Origin of the sequence: Kluyvera sp. 142486, assembly GCF_046569695.1 — a bacterium.
GTDB lineage: Bacteria > Pseudomonadota > Gammaproteobacteria > Enterobacterales > Enterobacteriaceae > Kluyvera.
On the sequence record NZ_JBKHUI010000002.1, the window covers coordinates 78,398 to 96,774 of the forward strand.

The following is an 18,377-nucleotide window of genomic DNA, read 5'->3' on the forward strand; positions in this document are numbered from 1 at the left end:
TGGTCATCCATTATTGAGGAAAGTGATATGTCTCAAACCATCGATCTAACCCTGGACGGTCTGTCCTGTGGCCACTGCGTTAAACGCGTGAAAGAGAGCCTGGAGCAGCGTTCTGACGTTGACCATGCGGAAGTGACTATCGAAGCCGCGCACGTGACCGGTAGCGCCAGCGCCGAAGCGCTTATCGAAACCATTAAACAAGCCGGTTATGGTGCGGAGTTAAGCCACCCAAAGGCTAAACCGCTGGCAGAGTCATCACTCCCGTCGGAAGCACTGACAGCGGCCACCCCTGAGCTTCCGGCAGCACAGGAACTGGATGACAGCCAACAATTGCTGATCAACGGTATGAGCTGCGCCAGCTGCGTTTCCCGGGTACAAAATGCGTTGCAGGCCGTACCGGGCGTCGTACAGGCACGGGTAAACCTGGCGGAGCGCACGGCCCTGGTCATGGGTAGCGCCTCCGCTGGTGATTTAGTCCAGGCGGTGGAAAAAGCGGGCTACGGCGCGGAAGCCATTGAGGACGATCTCAAGCGCCGCGAACGTCAGCAGGAAACCGCTCTCGCGACTATGAAGCGTTTTCGCTGGCAGGCCATTGTCGCCCTGCTGGTCGGCGTTCCGGTGATGGTCTGGGGGATGATCGGCGACAATATGATGGTCTCCGACGATAACCGCTCCCTGTGGCTGGTCATTGGCCTCATCACCCTGGCTGTGATGATGTTTGCAGGTGGTCATTTTTACACCAGCGCATGGAAAAGCCTGAAGAACCGTACTGCAACGATGGACACCCTCGTCGCCTTAGGGACCGGCGTCGCGTGGCTCTACTCGATGAGCGTCAACCTGTGGCCGCAGTGGTTCCCGATGGAAGCCCGCCACCTCTATTACGAAGCCAGCGCCATGATTATCGGCCTGATAAACCTCGGGCATATGCTGGAAGCGCGCGCACGTCAGCGCTCCTCCCGGGCGCTGGAAAAACTGCTCGACCTGACGCCACCGACCGCCCGCGTGGTCACGGAAGACGGTGAAAAAACCGTGCCGCTGGCCGATGTTCAGCCGGGCATGATCTTACGTTTGGCAACCGGTGACCGCGTGCCGGTTGACGGTGAAATTACCCAGGGCGAAGCCTGGTTTGATGAAGCCATGCTGACCGGTGAGCCTATCCCGCAGCAAAAAGGCGACGGCGACAGTATTCATGCCGGTACCGTCGTAGAAGATGGTTCGGTACAGTTCCGCGCAAGCCGCACGGGCAGCCACACCACGCTGTCGCGCATTATTAAGATGGTGCGTCAGGCGCAGAGCAGCAAGCCGGAAATCGGCCAACTGGCAGATAGAATCTCCGCCGTGTTCGTGCCGGTGGTCGTCGCGATTGCCATTTTCAGCGCCGCCATCTGGTACTTCTTTGGCCCGGCCCCACAGATTGTCTACACCCTGGTTATCGCCACGACGGTGCTGATTATCGCCTGTCCATGTGCGCTAGGCCTGGCAACGCCGATGTCGATTATTGCCGGTGTCGGTCGTGCCGCAGAGTACGGCGTGCTGGTACGTGATGCCGATGCGCTCCAGCGCGCCAGTGAACTGACCACCCTGGTGTTTGATAAAACCGGCACGCTGACCGAAGGCAAACCGCAGGTTGTGGCGGTTAAAACGCTCGGCGCCATTAGCGAAGCCACCGCCCTGCGTCTGGCCGCCGCGCTGGAACAGGGTTCAAACCACCCGCTGGCTCGCGCTATTGTGGAGAAGGCCGCCGAAAAATCTCTGCCGCAGGTTAACGCGTTCCGCACCCTGCGTGGGCTGGGCGTGAGCGGTGAGTCCGACGGTCACACTCTGCTGCTCGGCAACCAGGCGCTGCTGCATGAACATCAGGTCCTCACCCGCGAGCTGGACGATGAAATGGCACAACAAGCCGCACAGGGCGCAACGCCGGTGCTGCTTGCCATCGACGGTAAAGCCGCCGCGCTGTTCGCCATTCGTGACCCGCTGCGCAGCGACAGCGTTGCCGCGCTACAGCGCCTGCACCGTGAAGGATACCGTCTGGTGATGCTGACCGGGGATAACCCCGTCACCGCTAACGCGATTGCCAAGGAAGCGGGTATTGATGAGGTGATTGCCGGGGTACTGCCGGACGGGAAAGCGCAGGCGATTAAAGATCTGCAGGCGCAGGGCCAGAAGGTCGCGATGGTCGGTGATGGTATCAACGATGCGCCAGCGCTGGCGCAGGCCGATGTAGGTATCGCCATGGGCGGCGGCAGCGATGTGGCGATTGAAACCGCGGCGATTACGTTGATGCGCCATAGCCTGGTCGGCGTCGCCGATGCGCTGGCGATTTCCCGCGCCACGCTGCGTAATATGAAGCAGAACCTGCTCGGGGCGTTTGTCTATAACTCGCTGGGTATTCCGATTGCCGCCGGGATCCTCTGGCCGCTGACCGGCACGCTACTGAACCCGGTAGTTGCCGGGGCGGCGATGGCGCTCTCCTCCATTACGGTGGTGAGCAACGCCAACCGCCTGCTGCGCTTCAAACCGAAACAGTAACCCACCGTCCCTCCCGTCAACGGGAGGGACGCGTTTGCACCTTTCCCCCCATCGCGCTAGCATGAGATTTTGCTTCAGGGAGCGCGGATGAGCCTGTTAAATCAACTACAACGCCTGTGGCTAACCCTGCGCGGTTCGCCTTATAGCTGGCCGGCGATGGATGTCACCTTACCCGGCGGTCGCCACCTGCATCTGGTGGGCAGCATTCATATGGGGACCCGCGACATGGCACCTCTCCCCGCTAACTTACTGAAAAAACTCCGTCAGGCCGATGCGTTAATCGTCGAGGCGGATATCTCCGGTAACGAGACCCCCTTCAGCGATCTGCCAGAATATCCACCGCTGCGCGAACGGTTAAGCGAAGCGCAGTTCAGCCAGCTTGAAAAGCTCAGCGACGAACTGGGCATGCCGCTGTATCGCTTTGATACCCAGCCGCTGTGGCAGGTGGCAATGGTGCTGCAGGCCACTCAGGCGCAAAAGCTGGGGCTGCGCCCGGACTACGGCATTGACTACCAATTGCTGAAGGCCGCTCGCGAAACATCACTGCCGGTGCAGGAGCTGGAAGGGGCCGACAGTCAGATAGCATTGCTCTGCGAACTCCCCGACGGCGGCATGGCGCTGCTCGACGATACGCTGACGCACTGGCATACCAACGCCCGGCTGCTGCAGGTGATGATCGGCTGGTGGTTAGAGCAGCCACCGTCCAACGGTACGGCTTCGCTGCCCAATACCTTTAGCCAGTCGCTGTATGATGTGTTGATGGTGAAACGCAATGAAGCCTGGCGCGATGCGCTGCTGGCGCTGCCGCCGGGGCGTTACGTGGTAGCCGTGGGGGCGCTACATTTGTACGGGGAAGGTAACCTGCCGCAGATGCTGGGATAAAAAAATGGCCAATATCTCTATTGGCCCGTCAAAGAGGAATTTCATCATTATTATTATCCCGGAGTTCGCACTCCGGATCTTTCGATTGTCGCTCAAAGTTGCCGCAACTGCCAATACCTATTGCGCAAGATTATACTATTTTTTAGTCCGTTTTAGGGCGTATGCTGGCTGTATATCACGTCTGTAGTAAGAAGGAACGTTATGACTCCCGCAGTTAAGCTACTTGAAAAGAACAAGATTCCGTTCAATATCCATGCCTACGATCACGATCCGAATGAAACTAACTTTGGCGATGAGGTGGTACGAAAACTCGGTCTGAATGCGGACCAGGTATACAAAACACTTCTGGTTGCGATAAACGGCGACATGAAACAACTCGCCGTGGCGGTAACGCCGGTTGCCGGGCAGTTGGATCTAAAAAAAGTCGCCAAAGCGTTAGGCGCTAAAAAGGTCGATATGGCCGACCCGATGGTGGCGCAGCGCGTGACCGGTTATCTGGTCGGCGGCATTAGCCCGCTGGGGCAGAAGAAGCGTCTGCCCACGGTGATTGATGCACCGTCGCAGGAGTTTGCCTCTATTTATGTTTCCGGTGGGAAGCGCGGGCTGGATATTGAACTGGCGGCGGTGGATTTAGCGAAGATTCTTGGCGCGACGTTTGCGGATATTGCGCGTCGGGATTGATGGGTGCGGCTTGCCCCCTCCCCAATGGGGAGAGGGCATAGAACGTAGCCCGGCCAAGCGAAGCGCCGCCGGGAACGGCTCAAAACCTTACTGCCAGCTCACTTCCCCTTTCGGTTCGTAAGCATTCACATCTAACGGTGAGTTCTGCTCGATATACTGCTTGAGCACCTCAGCATCGATAAACCCGGTATTCACATACCCCGGTTTGCTATCAATCTTCGGATAGCCATCGCCGCCGGTGGCGTTAAAGCTCAGGGTCGCCATGCGATAGGTTTTCGCCGGATCGACCGGTTCACCTTTGATTTTCAGATCCTGAAGCTGCCCGTCTTTAGCCACAAAGCTCACGTTAGCAAACTGTGGATAGGCACCAGAATCCGGCTTCATCTGGGCGACAGCGGTCAGATACTCAGTGACCTCTTTGCCGTTCATATCGGCGTACACCACCACGTTGCCAAACGGCTGCACTTTCAGCACGCTCTTGTAGGTGATATTTCCCGCTTCAATGGAATCGCGGATCCCGCCGCCGCTCATCACGCCAAAGTCAGCGCCAGTGCGCGCCATCTGCGCAGCGAGGATCAGGTGCCCCATATTGGTCTGAACAAAGCGAACCTTGCTGCGGTCACCTTCCAGATGCCCGTTAACGCTGCCAACTTTCACATCCAGCTGCGCTTTGCCTTTGCTCTGGAACGGCGTTAACAGCGAGAGCATCTGCGGGTTTTCTGGGATTTGTGGCGTATAGAGTACGCGTTCGCTCTGCCCGTTATCGTAGGTCACTTTCTTCTTAAGGTTCACCGGGATCAGCTGATAGTGCACCAGCTTCATCTCACCATTGCGGAACTCAAAGTCGGCGCGACCGACATATTTGCCCCACTCATGCGCCTGCACAATCCAGATGCCGTTCTGTTTGTCCGGCGCACATGGCGTACCCGGCACGTAGTCGACCTGCTTTTTATTCTCCGATGCCATACAGACCGGATCCTGTGAGTGACCACCCACAATCATCGCCAGCGAACCCGCCGGCAGGCTGCGCGCCATTTCGACATCGCCCGGCGCGTTGGAGCCGTGCTCGCCGTTATCGTAATGACCCATATGGGTTGTCGCCAGAATCAAGTCCGGCTTCTCTTTTTGCTGCAGCTCCTGAATCACCAGTTTGGCTTCTTCCGCCGGTTTACGGAATTCAATATCGGTGAAGTATTCCGGGTTGCCAATTTTGGCGGTGTCATCGGTGGTTAAGCCGATAACGGCAATTTTAAGATCCTGGCGTTTGAAAATAGCCCAGGGTTTGAACAGACGTTCGCCGGTACTTTTCTGATAGATGTTGGCGGAGAGGAACGGGAATTTGGCCCATTTTTCCTGCTGACGCAGTACGCTCATCGGATTATCGAATTCGTGGTTACCCACGGCCATCGCATCGTAGCCCACCAAGTTCATGCCACGGAAATCAGGCTCGGCGTCCTGCAAATCGGACTCTGGAACCCCGGTGTTAATATCGCCGCCGGAGAGCAGCAGCACGCTTCCCCCTTCTGCCGCCACCTCTTTACGAATGCCGTCCACCAGCGTTTTTTGCGCCGCCAGCCCGTATTCGCCGTATTCGCTGCGCCAGAAGTGCCCGTGATGATCGTTGGTATGCAGGATAGTGATTTTATAGGTTTTATCTTGCTGATAAGCCTGCGAAGGTAAGCTGACTAAAGACAATGCAGACAGCATCGCCAGCGCCACGCCCCGTTTGACGAAATGCATGTTTCTCTCCCTGAGTGAATAACCATCGCCGAAATTACAATGCTCTGAAATATTAGTCTAATTTGTTTTCAGAAATGAGACTTCCTTCAAACGTCTTAGGCAGGTATCTTAGTCTGATAATTATTATTAAAGCGTATATCCCCAACATCGCACTATTAATTACAAGTGGAATCTATGGCAATTTCTGAAACCAGCCCTACGCGGCCTGGCCCGTCTGCGTCTTCGCAGAAGGGTCGTACCTCATTTGGTATTCTGGGGGCGATCAGCCTCTCCCATCTGCTCAACGATATGATTCAGTCGTTGATCCTGGCGATCTATCCGCTGTTACAGTCGGAGTTTTCGCTAAGCTTCGTGCAGATCGGGATGATTACCCTGACCTTCCAGCTCACCTCATCGCTGTTCCAGCCGGTTATCGGCTATATCACCGATAAACGCTCTATGCCGTGGTCGCTACCGGTCGGTATGTGCTTTACCTTAAGTGGCCTGGTGCTACTCGCGCTGGCGAGCAGTTTTGGCGGGGTTCTGCTGGCGGCAGCGCTGGTCGGCACCGGTTCATCGGTGTTCCACCCGGAATCCTCCCGCGTGGCGCGTATGGCCTCCGGTGGTCGTCACGGCCTGGCGCAGTCCATCTTCCAGGTGGGCGGTAACTTCGGCAGTTCTTTGGGGCCATTGCTGGCGGCGGTGATTATCGCGCCTTATGGTAAAGGCAACGTCGCCTGGTTCGTACTGGCCGCGCTGCTGGCAATCGTCGTTCTGGCGCAGGTTAGCCGCTGGTACGCCGCGCAGCATCGTTTAGCGAAAGGCAAACCTAAAACCGTTATCGTTAATCCGCTGCCGAAAAATAAAGTGGTGCTGGCCGTTTTCATTCTGCTGATGCTGATTTTCTCCAAATACTTCTATATGGCGAGCATTAGCAGCTATTACACCTTTTATCTGATGCAAAAATTCGGATTATCGGTACAAAATGCCCAGATTCACCTCTTTGCCTTCCTGTTTGCGGTTGCCGCAGGGACCGTGATTGGCGGGCCAGTCGGCGATAAGATTGGCCGTAAATATGTTATTTGGGGCTCTATCCTCGGCGTAGCGCCATTTACCCTCCTTTTACCCTACGCTACCCTTTGGTGGACGGGGATTTTGACGGTAATTATTGGATTTATCCTCGCCTCGGCGTTTTCCGCCATCCTGGTGTACGCGCAGGAGCTGTTACCGGGCCGTATCGGCATGGTTTCTGGGCTGTTCTTCGGTTTCGCATTTGGGATGGGTGGCCTTGGTGCCGCGGTGCTGGGGCTAATTGCGGACCACACTAGCATCGACCTGGTTTATAAAATATGCGCCTTCCTACCATTGATCGGTATGTTGACCATATTCTTACCTGATAACCGCCAAAAACACTGATTTTCGGGCAGCCAAACATCTGTTTTGGCTGCCTTCTTTCTCCCGCAAGCACACGTCACCTCTGACTTCCCGCATTCAACTTTCTTATTTGTGCCATTTACCCCTAAAAATTCAAATTTTTAATTAAATTCAAGAATTATTCACAAACAAAATGACCGAAATTGTCATAAACTATTACGAGGTTTTTTGGTTTTCAGGCTGTTCCGGCATTCTGCGCCAAAAATGGGACCACGCATCACGACGAAAGGAGACGGAATGCATCACGCCACACCGCTAATCACCACCATTGTTGGTGGCCTTGTGCTCGCTTTTTTCCTTGGCATGATTGCCAATAAGTTAAGAATTTCTCCACTGGTAGGATATTTGTTAGCGGGCGTACTGGCCGGACCGTTTACTCCAGGATTTGTCGCGGATACCAAACTGGCCCCTGAACTGGCGGAATTAGGCGTTATTTTGCTGATGTTTGGCGTTGGTCTCCATTTCTCGCTCAAGGATCTGATGGCGGTAAAATCAATAGCCATCCCCGGAGCGATTGCGCAGATAGCCGTCGCCACCCTGCTCGGCATGCTGCTCTCCACCTTCTTAGGCTGGTCAATCATGACCGGTATCGTCTTTGGCCTGTGTCTCTCAACCGCCAGTACCGTGGTGCTGCTGCGCGCGCTGGAGGAACGACAGCTTATCGATAGTCAGCGCGGGCAAATCGCCATCGGTTGGCTGATCGTTGAAGACCTGGTGATGGTGCTGACCCTGGTCCTGCTGCCAGCCGTCGCCGGGATGATGGAAAAAGAGAATATCGGCTTCGCCTCACTGGCGATTGATATGGCAATCACCATCGGTAAAGTAGTGGCGTTTATCGCCATTATGATGCTGGTTGGCCGCCGTCTGGTGCCGTGGATCCTCTCCCGCAGCGCCGCAACCGGTTCTCGCGAACTGTTTACCCTATCGGTGCTGGCGCTGGCGCTAGGGATTGCTTTCGGCGCGGTTGAGCTGTTCGATGTCTCCTTTGCGCTGGGCGCGTTCTTCGCCGGGATGGTGCTGAACGAATCCGAACTGAGCCACCGCGCTGCCCACGATACGCTGCCGCTACGCGATGCGTTCGCGGTATTGTTCTTCGTCTCCGTCGGGATGCTGTTCGATCCGCTGATTCTGATTGAGCAACCGCTGGCGGTGCTGGCGACGCTTGCCATCATCATCTTCGGTAAGTCGCTGGCGGCTTTCGGCCTGGTGCGTCTGTTCGGTCACTCTCAACGCACCGCGTTAACCATCGCCACAAGCCTGGCGCAGATTGGTGAATTTGCCTTTATCCTTGCCGGCCTCGGCATGGCGCTGGGGCTGTTGCCACAGGCTGGGCAAAATCTGGTGCTGGCGGGCGCTATCCTCTCCATTATGCTCAACCCGGTGCTGTTCTCAGTGCTGGAAAAATACCTCGAGAAAACGGAAACCCTGGAGGAGCAGACGCTGGAAGAGGCGCTGGAAGACGAGAAGCAGATCCCGGTGGATATCTGTAACCATGCGCTGCTGGTCGGCTACGGTCGCGTTGGCAGCCTGTTGGGCGAGAAATTGATGGCGCAGGGCATCCCGCTGGTGGTTATCGAAACCTCGCGTACCCGCGTGGATGAGTTGCGCGAGCGCGGTATTCGTGCGGTGCTGGGCAATGCGGCCAATGAAGAGATTATGGCCCTGGCACATCTGGACTGTGCGCGCTGGCTGCTGCTGACCATTCCAAACGGCTACGAAGCCGGGGAGATTGTCGCCAGCGCCCGTGAGAAATGCCCGGACCTTGAGATTATCGCCCGTGCGCACTACGACGATGAAGTAGCGTATATCAGCGAACGTGGAGCCAATGAAGTGGTGATGGGCGAGCGTGAAATTGCCAAAACGATGCTGGGATTATTGAGCGCTCCGCCGTTGAGTGAGGCGGTTAGCGGGTAATATTCCTCGCACCATCGTAGGCCGGAGAAGGCAAAGCCGCCATCCGGCAATGTGCGCCAATATTGCCTGATGGCGCTACGCTTATCAGGCCTACACGTTTGCGTAGGCCTGGATAACAAGCTTACCGTTCCCAGTACGCCTCTTCGAGGCTATCTTCTTTCTCCGGCAGGCCGCGCGTCAGGCGCGGTGAATGCTGGTTCAGTACCTGATAACTCACCCGGTTTGCATACTTACACACCTGCGCCAACGACGAGTAGGTCAGCCAGCTATGCTGGTGCTTACTGGAGTTTGGCACGTTAGTGCGGTGATAAGCATTCGCGGTGATGTCGTGCAGCAGCGCCGCCAGTGCGCCATCGCCCGCGCCGTTGGTATTCATGATTTTCTCAGGGCCGCCCATAAACGGCGCAATGTGCGAGTAAATACGCAGCGGGTCCTGGCAATCTTTAAAGCGCACCGCGCGGCTGAATTCGTACTGGTTGAATTCGGCAATCGCCCCCGGCAGCAGCGGATGCTGCGTTTTACGCTTCGCGTCGTTCTCGGTGAAGCCTGCCATGTAAAGCCCGGTTGGCCCGGCCGTGCACAGCACCAGATCCACCCAGTCTAGCGCTTTATCCGACGCCTGCAGCGGGTCGCTGAGGCCGGTTAACGCTTCGGCTTCTTCTTCGTTCATCGCCAGAATCGACACGTGCTCTTTGATAAAGCTCTGCCACCACTCCGGGCTTTCGGCGATCACGAATTTGGTCCCCAGCGTCAGCACCACCGGCACATCATATTTCTTCGCATAGGCGATGGCCTGCATGGTTGCCTCAGGCATCGGTTCGCCCGGTTTGCAGCGCACCAGATAGGAGGTCAGCACCAGTGCGGATGCACCGGCAATCACCGACTCAGGCACGCTCTCCGGGCGCAGTTTGTTCATATGACCTGGGCTGATGGCAAAGGTACGTTCGCCGGAATCGCTGATAAGCGTAAAACAGCGGCCAATCGGCCCTTCAACGCCCTGCAGGTAGTTCAGGTCGGTACGGCTTGAGGTGTTACACAGATAGCGATAGGCGTAGCCGCCGATTTCGATGTTGCTGCACATCACGCCCAGCAGCACCGAGCGGTCATCCGCCAGCACCGAATAGTTGTGCATGGTGTTGCCGATAGTGCCACCGGCAAACTGATGGGTAATCAGATTCTCACGCACCAGCTCCTGATACAGCGCCTCGGCAACGTCATCTTCAATCACCAGAGAATGCCCGGCGCTCAAGCCGTAGCGCTGAATAAACGCATCGTCGACTTTGGCTTCAATATCCACCAGCGTCTGGTCGATACCGACAACCCAGGCGGTGCTGGTTTCACTTTCGGGTTGAATCTGCTTTAGCAGCGGATCGCGAGCGTCCACCGGAAAATAGTGTTTAGATTTGCGTTTACCGGGAAATTTCATGGTGTTTTCAGGAGTGGCAGTTAACAGGCGGTGAATGGTAACACATTCATCCGCCTGCTTGCGATCAGGTATAGGGTGCGGTCAGATTGACCATCATCGCGATATGCGCTTCGTCGTCATTCAGAGCAGGAATGTATTCATACTGCTGACCACCGGCCTCCATAAAGACCTCGCGGTTCTGCACCGCAATCTCTTCCAGCGTCTCCAGACAATCCGCCGAGAAGCCAGGGCACATCACCTGGATATGCTTCACGCCCTTCTCACCAAGCATTTTCAGCGTTTCGTCGGTATACGGCGTCAGCCAGGGTTCACGGCCAAAGCGCGACTGGAAGGTCATCATCACCTTATCCGGCGAGATACCAAGGGCCGACACCAGCTCACGGGTGGTATCACGGCAGCGCTGCGGATAGTCATCGCCTTCCTGCGCAAAGCGCTGAGGAATGCCGTGATAGGAGAGCAGCAGCACGTCCGGCTCGCCGTGGCGGGCAAACGACGCACGGGCGCTGTCCGCCAGCGCCTGAATATAGCCGTGGTCGGTGGCATAGTCGCGGATAAACGAGACGCTTGGGATCGCTCGCCTGGTCGCCAGAATACGCGCCAGCTCGTCCCATACAGCCGCCACGGTTGAGCAGGAGTATTGCGGGTAGAGCGGCAGCACGATGAGATGATCAACACCCTGGGCCAGCAGTTCGTCCACCGCGCTGTGCAGCGATGGATTACCGTAGCTCATTCCCAGTACCACCGGAATTTCCGGCAGGCGAGCGGCAAGCGCGCGCTGCTGGCGACGGCTAAACACCATCAGCGGTGAGCCCTCTTCCATCCATACGGACTGGTAAAGTTTGGCTACACGCGGCGCGCGGATAGGCAGAATCACACCGCGTAGCAACGGCCACCAAAGTAGACGAGGGGTATCAACGACGCGCTTATCGCTGAGAAACTGTGTCAAATAGCGTTTTATCGCTTCAGGCGTTGGAGCATCGGGGGTGCCGAGATTGACCAGCAGAATACCGGGTTTCTTATGATGCATTACCGCCTCTTATCGATTCAAATTGTTGATAATTGTAGCGGAAAAGTGAGGAAGAAAAACTAATTGCTGCGAGAGGTAAGGAGAGAATTTTGCCTGATGGCGCTACGTTTATCAGGCCTACGGTAGGATGTAGGCCGGATAAGGCGTTTACGCCGTCATCCGGCACGCTCGGTGCCGGAAACGAGATTAGCCGAGGATCTTCGCCAGCTCAGCGCGTACGTCAGCAACGGCTTTGGTACCGTCAACTTTAGCGTACTTGGTGTTACCCGCCTGCGCTTCTTTGGAGTAGTAGCCGATCAGCGGAGCGGTCATCTGATGGTATTCCACCAGGCGCTTACGAACGGTCTCTTCCTGGTCGTCTTTACGGGTGGTCAGCTCTTCGCCGGTCACGTCGTCTTTACCTTCAACTTTAGGTGGGTTGAATTTGATGTGGTAAACGCGGCCAGATGCAGCATGTACGCGACGACCAATGATACGGTCAACGATCAGTTCGTCCGGAACGTCGAATTCCAGCACGTAGTCAACGTTGATGCCCGCTTCTTTCATGGCGTCTGCCTGCGGGATAGTGCGTGGGAAGCCGTCCAGCAGGAAACCGTTACGGCAGTCTTCCTGAGCGATACGCTCTTTGACCAGCGCGATAACCAGTTCATCAGTGACCAGCTTGCCTGCGTCCATGATGTCTTTAGCCTGTTTGCCCAGCTCGCTGCCGGATTTTACAGCGGCGCGCAGCATATCACCGGTGGAAATTTGCGGAATGCCATATTTCTCCATGATGAACTGTGCCTGAGTTCCTTTACCCGCGCCCGGTGCGCCAAGCAGAATGATACGCATTGCGAAAATCCCCTCAAAGGTTGTCGATATTTTTTAAAAAGCGCTAAAAGATACCACCAGAACGGCGCTGGCTCAAGGAAGGCGGGACGGCTGAAACGGTTAATGGTCAGATATTTTGCGTACGAGGCAGTTTGATGCCCTCACCCCGCCCCTCTCCCACAGGGAGAGGGAGAAGACCAGCGCCGGGCCAGTCCCCTCTCCCTTTTAGGGAGAGGGTTAGGGTGAGGGTAAGGTTTATGACACCAGCAGCTGGTTCATACGGCGGATAAACTGGTTAGGATCTTCCAGCGTACCGCGCTCAGCGAACAGCGCCTGATCAAGCAGCAGCTCAACCCACTCTTTAAACTGCCCTTCATCCTGGGTATCCGCGGTGCGTTTCACCAGTACGTGATCCGGGTTCAGCTCAAAGATGTATTTCACTTCCGGCGCGGCCTGGCCCGCAGCAGCGAACAGTTTCGCCATCTGGGTGCTCATTTCGTCCGCGTCGGTGGTGACGATAGCCGGAGTGTCGGTCAGACGGTGAGTCAGACGCACCTCTTTCACGCGGTCGCCCAGCAGGGTTTTCACGCGCTCAATGAATGGCGTCAGCGCTTTTTCTGCTTCTTTGGCGCTCTCGTCCACTTCGTCCGCCAGCTTGTCGATAGACTCGTCGGCTTTAGCAACGGACTGGAATGGCTTGCCATCGAACTCGGTCAGGTAGTTCATCATCCACTCATCGATGCGATCGGAAAGCAGCAGCACTTCGATGCCTTTCTTACGCAGCAGTTCCAGGTGCGGGCTGCTCTTCGCCGCGGCGTAGCTATCGGCGGTGATGTAGTAGATCTTCTCCTGCCCTTCTTTCATGCGGGACACGTAGTCGGCCAGCGACACGGTCTGCTCGGAAGAGTCGGTGTGAGTCGAGGCAAAGCGCAGCAGCTTCGCAATCGCTTCCTGGTTGCCGTTGTCTTCCGCCGGGCCCTCTTTCAGCACCAGGCCAAACTGTTTCCAGAAGGTCTGGTATTTCTCGGCATCGTCTTTCGCCAGCTTATCCAGCATCTGCAGCACACGTTTGGTCAGCGCGTTACGCAGGTTGCGGGTGACGGTGCTGTCCTGCAGAATTTCACGAGAGACATTCAGCGGCAGATCGTTGGAATCTATCAGACCACGCACGAAGCGCAGGTAGTTCGGCATAAACTGCTCGGCGTCGTCCATGATGAAGACGCGCTGCACGTACAGCTTCAGGCCGTGCTTATGGTCACGGTTCCACATATCCCACGGCGCCTGCGACGGGATGTACAGCAGGCTGGTGTACTCCTGCTTACCTTCCACACGGTTGTGGCTCCAGGTCAGCGGGTCGGTAAAGTCGTGGGCGATATGTTTGTAGAACTCTTTATATTCGTCGTCGTTCAGCTCGGCTTTGTTACGCGTCCACAGCGCCTGCGCCTTGTTGATCTTCTCCCAGGAAACCACGGTTTCGCCGTCTTTCTCTTCTTGTTTTTCGATCTCTACCGGCAGCGCGATATGGTCGGAGTATTTGCTGATAACCGAACGAACGCGCCAGTCGTCGAGGAACTCGCTTTCGTCTTCGCGCAGGTGCAGGGTAATTTCGGTACCACGGTCTTCTTTGGTGATGTCGGCAACGGTGTATTCACCTTCACCGGCAGATTCCCAGAACACGCCGTTTTCCGGCTTGTCGCCCGCCGCACGGGTACGTACGGTGACTTTGTCCGCGACGATAAACGCAGAGTAGAAGCCAACGCCGAACTGGCCGATAAGCTGGCTGTCTTTCGCCTGGTCAGAGCCCATAGACTCGAGGAACGCTTTGGTGCCGGATTTAGCGATAGTCCCCAGATGGTCAATCACTTCATCGCGGTTCATGCCCACGCCGTTATCGGCAATGGTCAACGTACGCTTATCTTTATCGAAGGAGACGCGCACGCGCAGTTCGCCGTCGCCCTCATACAGATCCGGATTGGACAGCGCGCGGAAGCGCAGCTTGTCGGCGGCATCTGACGCGTTAGAGATAAGCTCACGCAGGAAGATTTCTTTATTGGAATACAGGGAATGGATCATCAGATGCAGAAGCTGTTTCACTTCTGACTGGAAGCCACGGGTTTCTTGTCCTTTCATTGCAAAATACCTCAATGCTGATTACAAGGTAAAAAAAGCGATGAGAGGAAAATGGGGATGGGTGTAGCAGATTTCAAGCGAGAGCAGAAAATCCTGCTCTCGATTGATTAAAAACGAATCTTATGGCGACCGGCCAGCGAGTGCGACAGCGTAGTGCCGTCAACCATCTCCAGCTCACCGCCTACCGGCACGCCGTGGGCGATACGGCTGGCTTCGACGCCATACTGCGCGCAAAGCTCGGCGATATAGTTGGCCGTGGCTTCCCCTTCCACCGTGGGGTTGGTGGCGAGGATAATTTCGGTCAACTGCTCTGCTTCCAGACGCTGTTCAAGGCGGTCGAGACCGATATCGTCTGGGCCGATGCCGTCCAACGGCGACAGGTGGCCCATCAGCACGAAGTAGCGGCCGGAGAACTGCCCGGTCTGCTCAATGGCGTAGATATCCGCAGGACTCTCCACCACGCAGATTTGGCCGTTTTCCTGGCGACGCGGGTTCGAGCAGATGTTGCACACTTCCTGCTCGGTGAAGGTGCGGCAATCGGCACAGTGGCCGATCTCCGACATCGCGCGGGTTAACGCCTGCGCCAGACGCATCCCGCCGCTGCGGTCACGCTGCAGCAGGGTAAACGCCATGCGCTGCGCCGACTTCGGGCCAACGCCCGGCAGACAGCGCAGCGCTTCCATCAGCTGAGTTAACAGCGGACTGGTTTGCATCAGAACGGCATCTTGAAGCCTGGTGGCAGCTGCATACCAGAGGATACAGAAGCCATTTTCTCTTTCTGAGTTTCATCAATGCGACGTGCCGCATCGTTGAACGCCGCAGCGACCAGATCTTCCAGCATCTCTTTGTCATCTTCCAGCAGGCTTGGATCGATCTCCACGCGACGGCAGTTGTGCGCGCCGTTAATGGTCACTTTGACCAGACCTGCGCCAGATTCGCCGGTTACTTCCAGCTGGGCGATTTCTTCCTGCATTTTCTGCATTTTGTCTTGCATCTGCTGGGCCTGTTTCATCAGGTTACCCAGACCGCCTTTACCACCAAACATAGGCTTCTCTCTCAGTAGGTCACGTTAAAGAATAACGACCGTAAGCAACGCTTGCGGTCAAATGGGGCGGATACTCTCTTCATCCAGGTCCGCATCGAAGAATCGGCGCAGCGTCTGAATGTTATTATCCGCGATAATCGACTCGCGCGCCTGCGCGAGTTTCTCTTCATAGATGGCCTGTCGCCACTCCAGCGGCGTACGCACCGCCGGATTATCATCTTCCACGATGGTCAATTCAACAGTCGCACCGTATAAAGTGCTCAACGCCTCGGTCAGCTTTTGCTGCGCGCCGGGCGAATTCAGATGCCGCTGCGTGGGACGCAGATGCAGGCACACCGCGTTACCGTTCTGCTCTTTCCACGCGTTGAGCGCCACCTGTTCGACGAGCTTCGGCAGCGCCATCTGGCTCACCTCGGCCGCCCACGGGTCGCGCTCTAATGATTCCACCGCCAGCTTGGCCGCCAGTTCTGGCGTTTTCTCATGCTCCAGCGCTTTCTTCAGCGCTTTCGGCGTGGCGACTTCCTCTTTTTTCACTTCATCAGCAGGCGTGGTCGCTTTCCAGCGGTATGCCTCTTTCTTCGCCGCAGGCTGGGTCAATGCGGCCGGTGCCGGACGCGCCTGAACGCGTTCCGTTACCGAGGCCAGTCTTTCCAGCGCAGCACTGTTCACCGGCCGCGCGCGGGAAGCGGCTGCCGGTTCACTCTTTTTTGGGGAGTTTACTCCCTGATTTCCCTGCTGCTGTTGCAGCTGACGACGTGCGGCCAGCACCTGATTGGTTGAATCAGGAAGCGGAGCGGCAGGCGGCAGCGTCTGTGGTGCAGAGGTCTGCATCGGCGGCGGCTGTTGCGTCATTGGTGCAGCAGCCGGTGCAAAGGTCTGCGGCGGCCTTTCCGGCTCCGGCAGTGGCGCATTGGGATGGAACGCCAGTGCGCGCAGCAGCGTCATCTCAATGCCCATCCGACGGTCTGGTGCATACGGCAGCTCTTTACGACCAATCAACATCGTCTGGTAGTACAACTGCACGTCGGTCGGCGGCACGGTGCGCGCAAGATTGCGCATCCGCTGCTCCACGGCGGCCATATCGGCGCCAAGCGCCGCAGGCGACAGTTGAACCATCGCAATACGATGCAGCAGACTTTGCATCTCAATCAGCAAGGCTTCCCAGTCAACGCCGCGCAGTGCAGCATCGTTGACCAGCTCCATCACGCGTTCGCCGTTGGCCGCCACCAGTGCTTCAATCAATGACAGCGCCTGATCGTCGTCGAGGGTGCCGAGCATTTCACTGACCGATACGGCGGTCAGTTGGCCTTCGCCGCTGGCAATCGCCTGATCGGTCAGACTTAGCGCATCGCGCAGACTGCCGTCCGCTGCACGTGCCAGCAACTGCAGGGCGCGGGGCTCGTGAGCAATATGCTCCTCATCAAGGATATGCTCCAGTTGATGACGAATTTGCTCAACGTCCAGCGCCTTGAGGTGGAACTGCAGGCAGCGCGAAAGAATGGTGACCGGCAGCTTTTGCGGATCGGTGGTGGCCAGCAGGAATTTGACGTGCGCAGGCGGCTCTTCCAGCGTCTTTAACAGCGCGTTAAAGCTGTGACGCGAGAGCATGTGCACTTCGTCGATCAGATAGACCTTAAAGCGACCGCGCGCGGGCGCATACTGGACGTTATCCAGCAGGTCTCGGGTATCTTCGACTTTGGTTCGCGAGGCGGCATCGATCTCAATCAGATCGACAAAGCGCCCCTGTTCTATTTCGCGGCAGTTATCACACACGCCGCACGGCGTGGCGGTAATGCCGGTTTCGCAGTTAAGCCCCTTCGCCAGCAGACGGGCGATGGAGGTTTTCCCCACCCCACGGGTGCCGGAAAAAAGGTATGCGTGATGAATGCGCCCTAACGATAAGCCGTTCGCCAGTGCGGTCAGCACATGTTCCTGGCCGACGACGTCAGCAAAGGTTTGTGGGCGCCATTTTCGGGCTAAGACCTGATAACTCATTGGCAGGCTCTGAAACGCTGGAAGGTGGATTCACGAGGGGGTAATGCTATCACAGCCCCGCCGGGCAGGCGAGGCTATGTATCGGGAAATGCTTAGTGACCCGGGAAATTCACCAGGCTATAGCTGGTGATGCCCTGTTTTTCCAGGCGCTGTTCGCCGCCCAGATCGAACAGGTTGATGATGAAGGCCGCATCATGCACTTCGCCACCCAGACGACGGATCAGTTTTACCGTCGCTTCGATAGTCCCGCCGGTTGCCAGCAGATCGTCGACCACCAGCACTTTATCGCCGGCTTTGATCGCATCAACGTGAATTTCCAGCTGATCGGTGCCGTATTCCAGCTCGTAGCTTTCGGCGATCGTTTCACGCGGCAATTTACGCGGTTTACGTACCGGGACAAAACCTACGCCCATGGCCAGCGCGACCGGCGCGCCAAACAGGAAGCCGCGCGCTTCGGTACCCACGACTTTGGTAATACCGGCGTCTTTGTACTTCTCAACCAGCAATTCAATGCTGAGCGCGTAAGCTTTCGGGTCTTCCAGTAAGCTGGTGACATCGCGGAAAAGAATGCCAGGTTTTGGATAGTCCTGGATGCTCTGGATGCTGTTCTTCAGATATTCAAGCTGCTGTGCAGTTGCGGTCATAGGTTTGTGCCTGATTAAAACAGTGTTACTCAAGGCGAGCAAAACGGGTTAAAAACGGATACTGCTCAATTTTTAACCTGGCGCGCCTGTGCTCGAAAACGCCAGAATTTACTGGCTAGCCCGTAGAATTGCAACACCATA

14 protein-coding genes and 1 other annotated feature are annotated in these 18,377 nt (G+C 56.5%); of the genes, 5 read left to right on the forward strand and 9 right to left on the reverse strand.

Annotated elements, in window-relative coordinates; genetic code table 11:
- Positions 1-27: 27 nt before the first annotated feature.
- From copA to ybaK, 3 genes are all read left to right on the forward strand, one after another.
- The gene (copA, locus tag ACLGE8_RS02630; protein WP_410996226.1) at positions 28-2,529 is read left to right on the forward strand and encodes a copper-exporting P-type ATPase CopA; all 2,502 of its coding nucleotides are present in this window, start codon (positions 28-30) and stop codon (positions 2,527-2,529) included.
- Positions 2,530-2,616: 87 nt separating this feature from the next.
- Positions 2,617-3,411 carry a TraB/GumN family protein gene (locus tag ACLGE8_RS02635; RefSeq protein WP_410996228.1) on the forward strand — a complete coding sequence of 265 codons (795 nt, stop codon included), beginning with the start codon at positions 2,617-2,619 and terminating at the stop codon, positions 3,409-3,411.
- Positions 3,412-3,612: 201 nt separating this feature from the next.
- Positions 3,613-4,092, forward strand: coding sequence for a Cys-tRNA(Pro)/Cys-tRNA(Cys) deacylase YbaK (gene ybaK / locus ACLGE8_RS02640; protein WP_410996230.1), 480 nt, complete (start codon positions 3,613-3,615; stop codon positions 4,090-4,092).
- Positions 4,093-4,179: 87 nt separating this feature from the next.
- Here the strand turns inward: ybaK and ushA are convergent, their stop codons facing one another.
- Positions 4,180-5,832 carry a bifunctional UDP-sugar hydrolase/5'-nucleotidase UshA gene (ushA, locus tag ACLGE8_RS02645; RefSeq protein WP_410996232.1) on the reverse strand — a complete coding sequence of 551 codons (1,653 nt, stop codon included), beginning with the start codon at positions 5,830-5,832 and terminating at the stop codon, positions 4,180-4,182.
- A 174-nt stretch (positions 5,833-6,006) separates the two neighbouring features.
- Between ushA and ACLGE8_RS02650 the strand changes: the two genes are divergently transcribed.
- A complete protein-coding gene (locus tag ACLGE8_RS02650; RefSeq protein ID WP_185667090.1) occupies positions 6,007-7,227 on the forward strand; it encodes an MFS transporter in 1,221 nt (406 codons plus the stop codon).
- A 255-nt stretch (positions 7,228-7,482) separates the two neighbouring features.
- The gene (ybaL, locus tag ACLGE8_RS02655) at positions 7,483-9,159 is read left to right on the forward strand and encodes a YbaL family putative K(+) efflux transporter (protein ID WP_410996234.1); all 1,677 of its coding nucleotides are present in this window, start codon (positions 7,483-7,485) and stop codon (positions 9,157-9,159) included.
- 121 nt (positions 9,160-9,280) lie between these two features.
- Here ybaL and ACLGE8_RS02660 read toward each other — a convergent pair whose 3' ends face one another.
- The 8 genes from ACLGE8_RS02660 to apt form a co-directional block, all read right to left on the reverse strand.
- Complete coding sequence (locus tag ACLGE8_RS02660; protein ID WP_410996236.1) at positions 9,281-10,585, reverse strand: inosine/guanosine kinase; 1,305 nt, start codon at positions 10,583-10,585, stop codon at positions 9,281-9,283.
- A 64-nt stretch (positions 10,586-10,649) separates the two neighbouring features.
- Positions 10,650-11,612: a ferrochelatase gene (hemH, locus tag ACLGE8_RS02665; RefSeq protein WP_410996238.1), complete on the reverse strand. Its 963-nt coding sequence runs from the start codon at positions 11,610-11,612 to the stop codon at positions 10,650-10,652.
- Between the two features lie 186 nt (positions 11,613-11,798).
- Entirely contained in the window at positions 11,799-12,443 is a 645-nt protein-coding gene (adk, locus tag ACLGE8_RS02670) for an adenylate kinase (RefSeq protein WP_185667094.1), read from the reverse strand.
- A 234-nt stretch (positions 12,444-12,677) separates the two neighbouring features.
- Positions 12,678-14,552 carry a molecular chaperone HtpG gene (gene htpG, locus ACLGE8_RS02675; protein ID WP_035891840.1) on the reverse strand — a complete coding sequence of 625 codons (1,875 nt, stop codon included), beginning with the start codon at positions 14,550-14,552 and terminating at the stop codon, positions 12,678-12,680.
- 107 nt (positions 14,553-14,659) lie between these two features.
- Positions 14,660-15,265: a recombination mediator RecR gene (recR, locus tag ACLGE8_RS02680; RefSeq protein WP_333495126.1), complete on the reverse strand. Its 606-nt coding sequence runs from the start codon at positions 15,263-15,265 to the stop codon at positions 14,660-14,662.
- On the reverse strand, positions 15,265-15,597 hold the full coding sequence (locus ACLGE8_RS02685; protein WP_035891844.1) for a YbaB/EbfC family nucleoid-associated protein: 333 nt from the start codon (positions 15,595-15,597) through the stop codon (positions 15,265-15,267). The genes recR and ACLGE8_RS02685 overlap by 1 nt, the downstream gene beginning before the upstream one ends.
- A 57-nt stretch (positions 15,598-15,654) precedes the next feature.
- Positions 15,655-17,592: a DNA polymerase III subunit gamma/tau gene (gene dnaX / locus ACLGE8_RS02690; protein ID WP_410996241.1), complete on the reverse strand. Its 1,938-nt coding sequence runs from the start codon at positions 17,590-17,592 to the stop codon at positions 15,655-15,657.
- Positions 16,261-16,325 (reverse strand) — a sequence feature (DnaX frameshifting element). It overlaps the preceding gene by 65 nt.
- A gap of 92 nt (positions 17,593-17,684) precedes the next feature.
- Positions 17,685-18,236 carry an adenine phosphoribosyltransferase gene (gene apt, locus ACLGE8_RS02695; protein WP_035891847.1) on the reverse strand — a complete coding sequence of 184 codons (552 nt, stop codon included), beginning with the start codon at positions 18,234-18,236 and terminating at the stop codon, positions 17,685-17,687.
- Between the last annotated feature and the right edge of the window lie 141 nt (positions 18,237-18,377).

Excerpts from the sequence above, each read along its gene's own strand:
- copA (WP_410996226.1), top strand. The coding sequence starts at position 28 with ATGTCTCAAACCATCGATCTAACCCTGGACGGTCTGTCCTGTGGCCAC.
- ACLGE8_RS02635 (WP_410996228.1), top strand. The coding sequence starts at position 2,617 with ATGAGCCTGTTAAATCAACTACAACGCCTGTGGCTAACCCTGCGCGGT.
- ybaK (WP_410996230.1), top strand. The coding sequence starts at position 3,613 with ATGACTCCCGCAGTTAAGCTACTTGAAAAGAACAAGATTCCGTTCAAT.
- ushA (WP_410996232.1), bottom strand. The coding sequence starts at position 5,832 with ATGCATTTCGTCAAACGGGGCGTGGCGCTGGCGATGCTGTCTGCATTG.
- ACLGE8_RS02650 (WP_185667090.1), top strand. The coding sequence starts at position 6,007 with ATGGCAATTTCTGAAACCAGCCCTACGCGGCCTGGCCCGTCTGCGTCT.
- ybaL (WP_410996234.1), top strand. The coding sequence starts at position 7,483 with ATGCATCACGCCACACCGCTAATCACCACCATTGTTGGTGGCCTTGTG.
- ACLGE8_RS02660 (WP_410996236.1), bottom strand. The coding sequence starts at position 10,585 with ATGAAATTTCCCGGTAAACGCAAATCTAAACACTATTTTCCGGTGGAC.
- hemH (WP_410996238.1), bottom strand. The coding sequence starts at position 11,612 with ATGCATCATAAGAAACCCGGTATTCTGCTGGTCAATCTCGGCACCCCC.
- adk (WP_185667094.1), bottom strand. The coding sequence starts at position 12,443 with ATGCGTATCATTCTGCTTGGCGCACCGGGCGCGGGTAAAGGAACTCAG.
- htpG (WP_035891840.1), bottom strand. The coding sequence starts at position 14,552 with ATGAAAGGACAAGAAACCCGTGGCTTCCAGTCAGAAGTGAAACAGCTT.
- recR (WP_333495126.1), bottom strand. The coding sequence starts at position 15,265 with ATGCAAACCAGTCCGCTGTTAACTCAGCTGATGGAAGCGCTGCGCTGT.
- ACLGE8_RS02685 (WP_035891844.1), bottom strand. The coding sequence starts at position 15,597 with ATGTTTGGTGGTAAAGGCGGTCTGGGTAACCTGATGAAACAGGCCCAG.
- dnaX (WP_410996241.1), bottom strand. The coding sequence starts at position 17,592 with ATGAGTTATCAGGTCTTAGCCCGAAAATGGCGCCCACAAACCTTTGCT.
- apt (WP_035891847.1), bottom strand. The coding sequence starts at position 18,236 with ATGACCGCAACTGCACAGCAGCTTGAATATCTGAAGAACAGCATCCAG.